The organism is Kitasatospora sp. NPDC005748 (assembly GCF_040630735.1).
Lineage (GTDB): Bacteria > Actinomycetota > Actinomycetes > Streptomycetales > Streptomycetaceae > Kitasatospora.
Genome location: NZ_JBEXYD010000113.1, coordinates 1 through 12,163, shown reverse-complemented (window position 1 = coordinate 12,163; position 12,163 = coordinate 1). Strand labels below are relative to the sequence as shown.

8 protein-coding genes and 1 pseudogene are annotated in these 12,163 nt (G+C 74.1%); 5 read left to right on the top strand and 4 right to left on the bottom strand.

Annotated features, from left to right (window positions below; genetic code table 11):
* Positions 1 to 291: 291 nt before the first annotated feature.
* The 3 genes from ABZ495_RS36140 to murJ all read right to left on the bottom strand — a co-directional run bounded on the left by ABZ495_RS36140 (position 292) and on the right by murJ (position 3,110).
* Complete coding sequence (locus ABZ495_RS36140) at positions 292 to 681, bottom strand: hypothetical protein (RefSeq protein WP_359840215.1); 390 nt, start codon at positions 679 to 681, stop codon at positions 292 to 294.
* A gap of 154 nt (positions 682 to 835) precedes the next feature.
* Positions 836 to 1,246 carry a hypothetical protein gene (locus ABZ495_RS36135; RefSeq protein ID WP_359840213.1) on the bottom strand — a complete coding sequence of 137 codons (411 nt, stop codon included), beginning with the start codon at positions 1,244 to 1,246 and terminating at the stop codon, positions 836 to 838.
* 181 nt (positions 1,247 to 1,427) lie between these two features.
* The gene (gene murJ / locus ABZ495_RS36130) at positions 1,428 to 3,110 is read right to left on the bottom strand and encodes a murein biosynthesis integral membrane protein MurJ (protein WP_359840211.1); all 1,683 of its coding nucleotides are present in this window, start codon (positions 3,108 to 3,110) and stop codon (positions 1,428 to 1,430) included.
* 739 nt (positions 3,111 to 3,849) lie between these two features.
* On the opposite strand from murJ, the gene ABZ495_RS36125 reads away from it, so the two are divergent.
* The 3 genes from ABZ495_RS36125 to ABZ495_RS36115 all read left to right on the top strand — a co-directional run bounded on the left by ABZ495_RS36125 (position 3,850) and on the right by ABZ495_RS36115 (position 6,575).
* Positions 3,850 to 4,488 carry a helicase-related protein gene (locus ABZ495_RS36125; RefSeq protein WP_359840209.1) on the top strand — a complete coding sequence of 213 codons (639 nt, stop codon included), beginning with the start codon at positions 3,850 to 3,852 and terminating at the stop codon, positions 4,486 to 4,488.
* On the top strand, positions 4,431 to 4,850 hold the full coding sequence (locus ABZ495_RS36120; protein ID WP_359840207.1) for a helicase associated domain-containing protein: 420 nt from the start codon (positions 4,431 to 4,433) through the stop codon (positions 4,848 to 4,850). Before ABZ495_RS36125 ends, ABZ495_RS36120 begins: the two co-directional genes overlap by 58 nt.
* Before the next feature lie 387 nt (positions 4,851 to 5,237).
* Complete coding sequence (locus tag ABZ495_RS36115; RefSeq protein ID WP_359840205.1) at positions 5,238 to 6,575, top strand: serine hydrolase domain-containing protein; 1,338 nt, start codon at positions 5,238 to 5,240, stop codon at positions 6,573 to 6,575.
* Here ABZ495_RS36115 and ABZ495_RS36110 read toward each other — a convergent pair.
* Positions 6,563 to 9,994, bottom strand: a complete 3,432-nt coding sequence (locus ABZ495_RS36110; protein ID WP_359840204.1) for a BTAD domain-containing putative transcriptional regulator — start codon at positions 9,992 to 9,994, stop codon at positions 6,563 to 6,565. The two genes, ABZ495_RS36115 and ABZ495_RS36110, sit on opposite strands and share 13 nt — an antisense overlap.
* A gap of 1,015 nt (positions 9,995 to 11,009) precedes the next feature.
* On the opposite strand from ABZ495_RS36110, the gene ABZ495_RS36105 reads away from it, so the two are divergent.
* Complete coding sequence (locus ABZ495_RS36105) at positions 11,010 to 11,408, top strand: hypothetical protein (RefSeq protein ID WP_359840202.1); 399 nt, start codon at positions 11,010 to 11,012, stop codon at positions 11,406 to 11,408.
* 264 nt (positions 11,409 to 11,672) lie between these two features.
* Positions 11,673 to 12,163, top strand: a pseudogene (locus ABZ495_RS36100) (hypothetical protein); the annotation flags it as partial.

The following is a 12,163-nucleotide window of genomic DNA, read 5'->3' as shown; positions in this document are numbered from 1 at the left end:
TCCCGGCCAGGCCCGGGACGGCCTCCCGGCTCGAAGAACAAGCAACGGGCCCCACACCACAACGTCGGCAAGACGGCCAAACGAGCAGACTCGATGAAGGAACATCAAGGCCGACGAGGATAAACGCCAAGCTAAGGCACTCAGCCATCGTCGCAGAGGCAGGATCTCCCACCTGCCTGCCGCCCGTCGACTATGCCTGCCACCTCATCTCACCGGCCCGACGGCGGACCAACGGACACACCCAGCGCCGGCTCAGGAGTCAACCCCCGAACGACTTCCGGAGTCGACCACTTAGGGCCTGTGAACATCCAGACGACTGTCGCCGCCCTGACCGAGGATGCCGAGCGCGAGATCCATGACGGCGCGCGGGTGATCAAGGCGGGGGACCGGCTCCTGGCCCGCAAAGCCGCCGACGCCCTCACCGTAGCCGTCGACATCCTCGCCGACCGTCACAGCCTTCCCGAGACCATGCGCCTGGAAGGCCTGCGCGAGGCCATCGCCGCTCTCGCGATCACCCTGGCCCGTACCCACGGCCACTTCGCCTGGTTCCGCGCCGGCGCCGCCAACGCACTCACCCCTGTCCTGAGCCGGCGTTCCCTGCCGGCCGAGCACGGCCACGACTTCAACACCGTCGTCCCCACCGCGGATCAGTACACCGATGCCGAAGAAGCTGTCCGTCACTGCACGACGTCCTCCTGCGCATCTCCACCATTATCTGACCCCACGCGACCAGGCCCGGCCGACGCGCCCGTGCCGCCGCCCCAAGGCCCCACTCGCGGGCGTCTGGCAGTACTCGGACCCGAGTTGATCGCCCACCGCGGGCGGCGCTATATCTCTACGCCCACACCACGCCGTGCTCGGCGAGCTGCGCGAGCTGGCCGGGCGTCAACTTCCCTCGGCGGGCTGGCTGGTTGTTGACGCAGGCGCCCAGCGCGACGACCACTTCGGCCTCCACCTCCCCGCTCCCGTCCGGCCGCTCCGCGGCCTCCAGCACCTCCGTGTGCGCCCGGGGTGCCCGGGCATGCGCCTCACGCCCGACGAACGCCGCGAGCGCCGCCCGGCCCTGCTGGAACCGGTCCCCGCGCGACACCGCCCGCTTCGCCTCGGCGGCCTCCTTCGCGGCCACCAGGGCCGGGTCGGCCTCGATGTCGATCGCCGACAGGAGGCCCCGCTGATCGGCCTCCAGGCCGGGCAGGCCGGTGCGCTGCGCGAGGACCCAGCGGCCGAGCTGCTCGCCCTCGAACACCGTATCGACGGGCAGCTGCGCCTGGCCGGCTGACGGGACACCAAAGACATCAGCCGGCTGGGGCAATGAGGCAGGCCTCTGACGACTGCCGCAGGTTCGGGGTGGGGCCGATGGCTCCACCCCGTACCCGTCCCGGGAGGGTGGTGTCCGCCGGAGCATGCGGGAGCAGGGCCTGGCCGGGTCATCCCAGCCCGGGCAGGCTCCGCAGTTCGCTGATCTTCAGGAGCCGGGCCAGGCCGACGAAGATGAGCAGCATGGCAACGCCGCCGGCTGCCAGGCTCAGGACCGTTGTCCGGGTGGTCGGTGCGAGCGCGGCGGAACAGTAGTGCGCTGCCAGCCAGCCGGTGCCCGCGGCGGCCGCGGCGGCGGTTGTCAGCCGGCCGTAGGTGTGCAGGACTCTCCTGCCGTCGAGGTGCCCGTTGAGGCGCCGGCGCAGCAGCGTGGCCGTGATGAGCAGTCCGACGGCGTAGGAGACCGTGTAGGAGGCCGCCATTGCGGTGACAGCCCAGCGCGCGGGCAGCCATAGGTGGCAGGCGGTGGCGAGGAGGATGTTCGCGGCGCTGATCCAGAGGGCCATCCAGAACGGTGTGCGGGTGTCCTCGAAGGCGTAGAAGCCGCGCAGGAGGAGGTACTGCGCGGAGAACGGGATCAGGCCCAGGCCGAAGGCCTGGAGCATGTTCCCGAGCGGCCGGGCTGATGCCGCGTCCGCGGCGCCGTGGGCGAAGAGGAGCTGTGCGGTCTGTGGTCCGAAGGCGAGGAAGAGGAACGCGGCGGGGACGATGACGACACCGCTCACCCGCAGGGCGCCCGACAGGTCGGCTCTCATGTCGTCCAGGCGCTGTTCGGCGACTGCTCGGCTCATCCGTGGCAGCAGAGCGGTCACCAGCGAGACCGTCACGATGGACTGCGGCAGCATCCAGATCGTCTGCGCGTAGGTGTAGGCGGAGAAGCCGACGCCGTCGTTGGGCAGCGTGGTGTCCGCCGCCGAGGCGTAGCGGGTCACTACGGTGGCGGCGGCCAGGTTGGCCAGCACGAACAGCAACGTCCAGCGGGCGGCGCCGACGCTTTTGCGCAGGCCGGTGCCGCGCCAGTCGAAGCGGGGGCGGAAGCGGAAGCCCGCAGCGCGGACGAAGGGGATCAGGGCGAGCGCCTGGAGGGCGAGGGCGAGCGTGGTGCCGGCGCCGAGCAGCGTCACTTCGGTGGGGGTGATGTCCTGGACCTGCTCGGGTGCGGTCATGAGGCCGAGGTAGACGCCGAACATGGTGATCAGGACGATGTTGTTGAGGACCGGGGTCCACATCATGGCGCCGAACTTGTTCCGGGCGTTGAGCACCTGTCCCAGGATGCTGAACAGGCCGTAGAAGAAGATCTGCGGGAGCAGGAACCGGGCGAAGACGACGGTCAGCTCGAAGGCGGCGTGATTGTCGGGGGAGTCGCTCTGGTAGAGGCTGATGATCTGCGGGGCGGCCCACACGGCGAGGCAGGTGCCGACGCCGAGCACGCACATCGTCAGGGTGACCAGGCGTTGCTCGAATGCCCGTCCGCCGTCCGGCTGGTCGATTCGGGCGCGGACCAACTGCGGTACCAGGACCGAGTTCAGTGCTCCTCCGATGAGCAGGAAGTAGAGGCTCGCCGGTACGACGTTGGCCTGGTTGTAGGTCGTGGCCAGCAGCCCGGTCCCCAGCGCCCCGGCCTGCAGCACCTGTCTGATCAGCCCGGTCGCCCGGGACGCCATCGTTCCCGCCGCCATCAGCATCGAGGAGCGCAGCAGCCCGCCCTTCGCCTTGCCCGACTTCGCAGCGGCGTGCCGACCCCGGCCCCGCTTCCCCCGCACCCGCGCCGAATCCGGCGTTCCCTCCAGCATCCGCCCAACCTACGGCCCGGAGATCACCCGCCCGCACCCCGCCCCCAACCTCCTCCCAGTGGGTCGGAGAGGCGACCGGCGCGCGGGTGGGCCTGCTGTCGCCCGACGGCGTCCTTCGGATTCGCCATCGGGCGCTCCGCGGCCGGCCGAACCGGGTCAGATGGTCTCGTCACCAGTACCGTCGGTACTCGGCCGGCGGACTCCGTGACCATCACGGCCAATGCTGCCGGGCCGCCCCACCCACCAACGGAGACCGGGGCAACCCGCCCTACGCTCCCTCGACGCCGTGTTCGGCGAGCCTGGCCGACCTCACCGCCGACGCCGACAGCGGCCAGGGCGCTGACCAGCTGCCCGCGCTCTGCTCCATGACGGACACCCGCATCTACGGCGAAACCGTCTACACCTGGACCCTCGGTCAAGGCATCGACCACGGATTCCTGGCCGAGTACCGCGTCCTGGTCCCCGTCGTCACCGACGAGGACCTGCGCGAACTCCTCAACCTCCCCCGCCATCGCCGACCTCCGCTCCCAACGCTCCAACGAAGAACTCCTGCGCCTCGCCCTGCAGATCGCCGTGCTGCGCGCCGTCGCCGACCTCCAACTGCGCCGCGTCATCACCTTCCACTCCCGCGTCGCCGCCGCCCGCGAGTTCGCCGCCCGCGAGTTCGCCGCCACCATGAACGCCACCGCCATGAACGCCACCGCCGAGCTCCTCCCGGGACGCGGACCGGCCCGAGCGCGTGACCGCGCTCGCCGTCGCGGGATCCGACCGGCTCTCGGAGCGCCGTACGGCATTCGCCCGCTTCTCGGCCTCCACCGGCGAGCGGCCCGGCGAGGAGGGCGAGGAGTGCTACGTCATCTGCAGCTCGCGCCTGCTGAACGAGGGCATCGACATCGCCGCCGTCGGCGCCATCGTCTTCGCGGACCCGAGGTCGAGTGTCATCGACGTCGTCCAGGCGGTCGGCCGGGCCCTGCGCCAGTCCTACCGACAGGGCAAGGTCTCCTGGGTCATCATCCCCGTCTACGTCCCCACCCCCGAGATCGGCGACGCCGCGGCCACCGCCGGCCCCGCCGAGATCCACGACGCCGGGGAGGCGGTCAGGACCGAGGCCGACGACGAGATCGAGGCCACCTCGTTCCGCACCATCTGGCGCGTCCTGCGGGCTCTGGCCGCCCACGACGCCCGCGTCGTCGGCCGAATCACCGAACTGCGCACCAAGCGGGTCGGCGACAAGGACCAGGACACCATCACCGAGTCGAAGGGGGCGAGGAGACCGGCGAGGCCAGTCACGCCGAGCAGCCGGCCCCGCAGGAGTCGCCGGTGGAGTGGCTGCGGATCAACGCCCGCGAGCACGCCGCGCAGATCCTGCAGACGGTGAAGCTGCGCGCCTTCGACCCGCGCGCCACCGAGTGGCAGCGCATGTATCAGCTGGCCGACGCGTTCCATACCGGGCACCACCACCTCGACCCAACGGACAAGAGCCGCGACGGCGCTCTGATCTCCTGGCTCGACCGGCAGCGCTACCTCAAGGGCGCCAGCCTGCTCGCCTTCGTGCGGATCCACGAACTCGACCAGCTCGGCATGATCTGGGACAAGCACGCCCGCTCCTGGGACCGCGGCTTCGCGCATGCCCGCTGGCGATCCCGGCGGCCGAGAAGCTTGACGGCCACGCGGTCGGCGCCTGGGTCGGACGGCAGCGTAGGAACACCAAGCTCACGGCCGCCCAGGACGCGCGGCTGACCGCGCTCGACGCGATGTGGCGCATTGAGCCGGACTGGAACCGCTCCTACCGCCCGCCTGCTCGCCTACCTCACCGCCGGCGGCACCCTGGACGGCCCGGCCAACCGCACCGGAGGCGAAGCCGACCCGACCTTCCGGCCCGGCGCCCCGGCGGCCGTCGGGGCGTTCGTGGTGTTCGGGGTGTGGGGTTCCCGGCGCCCAGCCGCGGTGGTGGTGGCTGGTGCGGGTTGTCTGCCAGCGTGCTGTGCGCGGTTTGCCAGCGGAGGGGCGGAGGCTGGGGGCGTCCAGGTCGGTACCGATCAGAGGAGCGCTCCCATGCCCCATCAGGTTTCTTCGCCGGCTCGTGCGGTCCGGTCACGCCGCCGCCGCCGGCTGCTGACGGCTGTCGTGGCCGCTTCGTGTCTGGTGACGGGGACGGTGGGCTCCGCGGTCGCGGTATCCGCCCCCTCCGCCGTACGGTCCGGACCGGACACGGCCGAGGGCGACGGCGCACTGCGGGCCCGGCTCTCGCAGCTGGCGCGGACCCTGGTGGCGGCCGGGGCGCCGGGAGTGATCGTGCGGGTGGACGACGGCCGCGGCCGGCCGGTCGAGATCGTCGAGCAGGCCCCGTGGGCGGCGCGGGGCCACCGGCTCGACGCCGGGGACGAGTTCCGGATGGGCTCCAACACCAAGACCATGATGGCCACGCTGGTACTCCAACTGGCCGCCGAGGGCAGGCTCACTCTGGACGACCCGGTGCAACGGTGGCTGCCGGGCCGGGTGCCGGACGGCGGGGCGATCACGCTGCGGATGCTGCTGAACCACACCAGCGGCCTGTTCGACTACACCGAGGACGGCGCGCTCCTGCCGTCGATCCTGGGCAGGGACCCGCGGCGGTGGACCTCGGCGGACCTGCTCGCCGTCGGGGTGCGGCACGAGCCGCTGTTCGCGCCCGGCGCGCGGTGGTCGTACAGCAACACCGGCTACGCCGCCGTCGGCGCCGTGCTCGAACAGGTCACCGGGCAGAGCCCGGCCGACCTGGTCCGGGACCGGATCGCCCGGCCGCTGGGCCTGCGTCACACCTATCTCGCCACCGGCCCGGCCTGGCTCGGCCGGCACGCCCACGGCTACGAACCGGACCCCTCCCACATGCCGCCGGGCGTGCCGGCCGCGTTCAGGGACGTCGCCGGACCGCGCCACGACGGTCACGTGGACGTCTCCGCCCATGACCCGAGCTGGGGCGGGGCGGCCGGGGCGGTGGTCTCCACCGCGCAGGACTGGGCCCGCTTCCACAGCGCGCTGATGTCCGGCCGGCTGCTGCCCCCGGCCCAGCTCGCCGAGATGCGCACCACCGTCCCGATGGACCCGGAGAACCCGGTGGACGGGCCCGGCTACGGCCTCGGCATCGAGACCGGCGCCACCCCCTGCGGCACCGTCTGGGCGCACGACGGCGGGATCACCGGCTACTCCAGCAGCACCATCACGGACGGCACCGGCAGCCGCACCGCCACCGTACTCGTGCCGACGGAGCTGCTCTACGAGTTCGAGGCCGACCCGGGACTCGTCGAGGCCGACCGGGCCCTGCACGTCGCGGTGGTCTGTGCCATGTTCGGCACGCCCGTGCCGGCCGGCACGGCCCCGGTCGCCGGAGGCCCGGCCAGCGGGATCGTCGCCGGCCTGGGTGCGGCCGGCGGGCGCCCGGCCGACGGGGCCACGCCGTTGCCCGTCCCGGCTCAGGCCGGCTGACCGGGGCGGCCCGGTGCGGAGCCGGGCGCGGTGACGAGGGCGGAGACCAGGCCCCGGGCCCGGCACCGCGACATCGCCGCGCCCTCGGCGTGCGCCGCGGCGAATCCGGCGGCCCCCAGGGCGGCGGCGGCCCGCCGGGCGATCCTGCGCACGTCCTCGTCACCGGGCTCGTCCGTGCCGCGCAGGGCTGTGGCCGCGCCGAGCAGCCGGGCGGCGCCGGCCGGCCGGGCGCGGGCGAGTTCGATGTCGGCGGCCACCACGGCGAGCCCCGCCGCGACCGGGGTGTCCCAGCTCAGCACCAGGTGCACCGCCGGGTGGTCGAGCCGGCGCACCGCCTCGTCGGGGAGTCCGTCGGCCGCGTCCGCCTGGGCGAGCACGGCCCGCAGCAGGGCGGTCAGGTGCGCCGGGGGCGCCTGCTCGCAGGCCGGTCCGGCCGGTGCGGCCCGTGCGTGCGCCCGGGCCCGCCCGGGCCGTCCGGCCTGCCACTCCAGGCGGGCCAGGCCCAGGTGCACCAGAGCCCACAGTTCCGCCGACCCGGTGGGTGCCACCTGGTCGCGCAGGCTCTCCAACTGCCGCCGCCCGCCCGCGACGTCCCCGGCGCGGGCGCGGGTCAGGGCGGCCTCCACGTCGTTCTCGACGGTGTACTCCCGCATGCCGAGCTCCCGGAAGTACCGGGTGGCCCGTGCGTTCAGCGCCAGCGCGGTGGCCGTGTCGCCGGACCGTCGCCGGAGCGAGCCGAGGGCGCTCAGCGTGCTCGCCAGGCCCCAGCGCTCGCCGAGCTCCTCGAAGCCGGCCAGCGCGCGGGTGAGCAGCGCCGTCGCGCGGGGGGTGTCCCCGGCGTGCAGGGCACGCCTGCCGCGGACCGTCAGGGCGAAGGACCGGCTCCAGGGATCCCGCCCCCCGCCGTCCGGGGTGGTCGCGCCGTCCGGGGTGTCCGGCGCGTCCGCGCCGCCGGTGTCCGTGCGGGCCCCGGGCGCGGTCACGGCGGTGGCCAGCCGGGCCAGCTCCAGCAGAGGGTGGGCGCCGGGTCCGACGCCCTCGACGGCCTGCCGGATCCGCCCGAGGGCGGCCTCGGCCTCGTGCGGCGCACCGACCTCCACGACACCGAGCGCGTGGGCCACGCGTACCAGCCTGTGGGCCGCCGGATCGACCGGCCCGGGCACCTCCAGCACCCGGCCGAGCAGGTCCAGAGACTCCGGGGGATTGCCCCGCAGGGACCAGAACCAGCCGAGCGCGGCCCCGAAGCGGACCGCCGTGGCGGCGTCCCCGGCGTCGATTGCCCAGCGGACCGCGGCCAGCAGGTTGTCGCGTTCGGCGGACAGCCGGGCCAGCCACCGCAGTTGGTCGCGGGTGCGCAGCCGGGGCTCCGCGGACTCGGCCAGGTCGAGCAGGAAGGCGAGGTAGCGCCGGCGGGCGGCATCGGCCTCCGCGCGGTGGGCGAGCCGCTCCACGCCGTACTCCCTGACGGTCTCCAGCATCCCGTAGCGCGGCTCGCCCGGCTCGGCGGTCCGGACGGGATGCAGCAGGGACTTGTCGACCAGGGCCGCGAGCGACTCCCGGACGTCGTCGGTCCGGTCGGCGGCGTCGGCGAGGTCGCCGCCATGGGTGCCGTGGGTGCCGGGGTCGCCGTCGTCCTGGCGGCCGAGCCCGCCGACCGCCTGCGCCGCGTCCTCCGTGAAGCTGCCGGGCACCACCGCCAGCCGTTCGAGGAGCGCCCGCTCGTCGGCGTCCAGTAGGTCCCAGCTCCAGGCCACCACGGCCCGCAGGGTCCGGTGGCGGGGCAGCGCGGTGCGGCTGCCTCCGGTGAGCAGCCGGAACCTGTCGTCCAGCCGGGCCGTCACCACCTCGATCGGCAGCGTGCGCAGGCGTGCCGCGGCCAGTTCGATCGCCAGCGGCAGGCCGTCCAGGCGTCGGCAGATCTCGACCGCCGCGGCCAGGGAGCGGGCGTCCGGGGTGAAGCCGGGCAGGACCGCGGCGGCCCGGTCCCGGAAGAGCCGGACCGCGGCGCAGGTGCCGGCCTGTCCGGCCGGCGCGCCCGGCGGGGGCAGTTCGAGCGGGAGGACGGGGTGCAGGGTCTCGCCGCCGATCCGCAGGGCCTCCCGGCCGGTGGCGAGGATCCGCAGCCGTGGGCAACGGCCGAGCAGGGTCTCGGCGAGCCTCGCTGCGGCCTCCAGCACGTGCTCGCAGTTGTCCAGCAGCAGCACGGTCTCTTCGTCCGCCAGCACTTCGACCAGGTGGTCGAGGATCTGCGTGGCGTCGCCGGAGCCGGGGGCCCGGGCCGGGCGGGCCGCCGCCGGGGTGCGCCGGAGCGGACCGGCCTGGCGCAGCCGCAGGACGTCGAGGACCGCCCGGGCCACGTCCTCCGCCCCGACCGGGGCCAGGGCGACCAGCCAGACGCCGCCCGCCGGGGTGAGCTGCCGCCCGGCGGTGACGGCGAGCCGGGTCTTGCCGGACCCGCCGGGCCCGACCAGGGTGACCAGCCGGGCCCGGTCGAGCAGTCCGACCACCCGGCGGACGTCCTCCCGGCGGCCGACGAAGCTGGTCAGCGGCGCGTCCAGGTTGCCCCGCGCCGGCGCCCGGTCGGTCCCTGGGCGGTCGGTCCCCGTCGGGTCGGTCCCTGGGCGGTAGGTCCGCGCCAGGTCGGTCCGGGTCGGGTCGGTGCGTGCCCGGTCGGGCTGCGGGCGGCCCACCTCGCCGCGCAGTACGGCGAGGTGGGCGGCCTCCACGTCCGGCCCGGGGTCGCTGCCGAAGGCCTCGGCCAGCCGGCCGCGCAGCCGTTGGTGGGCGGCCAGTGCCTCGGCGCCCCGGCCGTCGGCGGCGAGGGCGCGGATCAGCTGGGCGTGCAGCCGTTCGCGCAGCGGGTGGTCCGCCGTCAGCGACTCCAGCTCGGCGACCAGGCCGAGCCCGGTGCCGAGCGCGAGATCGGCCTCGATCCGGTCCTCCAGGGCGGCCAGCCGGGCCCGTTCGAGCCGCTCGGCCTCGGCACCGGCGAACGGTGCCTCGCGCACGTCGGCCAGGGCCGGGCCCTGCCAGAGGCCCATCGCCTCCCGCAGGGCGGTGGCCGCCTCGGCGGGCCGGCCCCCGGCCAGCAGGCGCCCCCCGGTGCGGGCGAGGTGGGCGAACCGGACGGTGTCCACGGCCTCCGCCGCGACGGCCAGCCGGTAGCCGGCCGGTTCGAGGGTCAACAGCCCGGGGTCGCCGAGGACACGTCGCAACCGGGAGGCCAGCGACTGAAGGGCGTTCGCCGGGTCGGCCGGGGGAGTCCCGGCCCACAGGGCCTCGGCCAGGACCGCCGGGCGGACGGCGCGCCCGGCGTCCAGCGCCAGCCGGACCAGCAGCGCGCGCAGCCGCGGGCCGCCCACCGGGACCGGGCCGTCGCCGGTGTCCAGCACCAGAGGTCCGAGGAGGCTGACGCGCACCCGGCCACTATCGCAGCACGCCCTGCTCGACCGTCAAGTCGGCTTCGCGCGGCCAGAACTGACCCGGGCGCCCGCCGTGGCACCGGTCCGGCACGCCGCACCGACCCTCGGCCGGGTCCGGTCAGCGCGCCGGGTCCGCCGTAGTGCTCGTCGGCCTCCCGCAGGCCGCCGCTCCCGTCGGGGACGAGCACCCGCGCGATCCGGCCGACGCCCGCGCTGACCCGGATCACCCGCGGGTCGCCCCCGTGGCCCACGGTCACCGGTCGGGGGAGAGGTACCGGCGCCCGGGTATCTGCTCGAAGATCAGGCTGGTCCGGGTCCGGGCCACCGCCGGATGGGTGGTCAGGTGGTCACGCGCCCGCCGTTCCCGTGCCCGTTCCGGGCCGCCACCCGGCCTGCTGCTCCTGGCCGTCGTCCTGGCCGTGGTGGGCGTTCCCGCCCAGGTCGGCTGCTCTGGGGCGGTACGGGGGCGGCTTGAGCTGAGGGGGCGTTACCTCGGTTTCTCCGTGGGGGCAGGTGGGTCGGCGGGCGCCAGGTCGGCCGATCCGGTGCTTGTCGGAGGAAGGTGAGGCGTCGTGAAGGCTGAGGGATGGAAGACCCTGTTGGCGGGGGGTTGAGACAGGCGGTGGAGCGGTTTGGGAGCGCGGGCTCGGACTGATCCCTTGAGGCGCCTCACGAGCCGCTCGTGGGGAGCCTCGCCTGCTCTGACGCCGCGCGTTCCGGCCCGTCGGGAGCAGCCGGCCCTGTGGCCGCTGCACCGGTCCTTCGTGCGGGGCCGGTGAGCAGGGGCCCGCGGCCGTGCACCCCCACTTACCGCCACGTCGGTGCCCGGGTCTTCGCGGTGCGGGGTGTAAGCGGTGGTCGAGCCAGAGGTTGGTCAGGAGCCAGACCGGGATGCCTGGCTGTTCCCGCCGCCAGGAGCCGCCCGCCGCGCCGGGCCTTCGGCGCGGGGGCCGCTCCTGCCATCGGCCCGAAAGCGGCCCGCTGCGGGCGTGCTGCCGCCAGTGGTGAGGGTGTGCGGGAGGACCGCTTCGCGACCACCTTTATCCCGCCTCCCGGGCCCGACCGGCATCGGGCGATCGTCAGTGAGGTGGCCCTCCTGTGGGCCGCGCACCACCCCGGGCCGTTCCCCGATGTGCCGTTCGACGACAGACACGATCTGGCGTACCTGGATCTCGACATGGCCGGCTGCGTCACGACCTACCTCAAGAACGGTGGCGTGCCCGGCCCAGGCCACGCCGACGTTCTCCTGGACTGCCTCCCGGAGCTCCGTGCGGCCGTCGCGCTGCTGACGCGCTCGGCGGAGTACCGGGAGGGACTCGGGGTCTTCCGGGGCTTGCTTGCGATGGCTGAGCTGATCCTCGCCGGCGGTGATGAGGATTCGCGAACAATGGTTCCGGCCGCGCGTCCGTGAAAGGCCGGTTCACCGGGACGCATGCCGGATCTGCGATGCGGTCATGGCGTCGTGTGCCGCCCCTGGCGAAGCTCCGCGAGGGACGGTCGAGCCGGCCCCGGTGATCCCGGTGCCCGATTCTCGGCGAGGAGCTGACGGCGGACGCTGAACACGCAGTTGCCGACGCGTCGTGAGCCGCCGAATCATCACGCGTGACGGGTCGTTGATCAGTAGGCTGACCAACCGACCATCAGGTCATGTTGCTACGACGAGGGCGGGGGCTCCGTGTCGGATGCAGTGCTGAATGTCGTGATCGGGCTGGTCACGAGCGTCGTCAGCGGCGGGTCCGTCTGGGCCTGGAAGCGTGTCAGTGCCGCTCGCGTCCTGCACCGGAAGCGGGCACTGCTCGGTCTGCGGCCCGGTGTACCGTGCGTCGTCATACTGAACGGCCACTGGCAGATGGCCGCCGTCACCGAGCACGGTGACGTCTACGCGATCATCGAACTGGCGATGCTCGCGGAGGAGTCAGGGTGTGCGTTCACTCTCGTTGCCGCGGACGCACCGGAGCTGAACGGGGATCGCACCGAACTCAGCATCGGTGGCCTGGGATCGAACCGACGCAACGTCGAGTACCTGGCCAGGTACCTGCCTGGCGTGACTAGTGCCGCATCAGACTGCGTTCGCCTCGTTGTGACCGGACGGCCTGCACGCCCGCCTGGACCGCGGTACCTGGACGCCGCTGCCGGTGTTCCAGACCGTCGCCGAGGTCGGCAAGG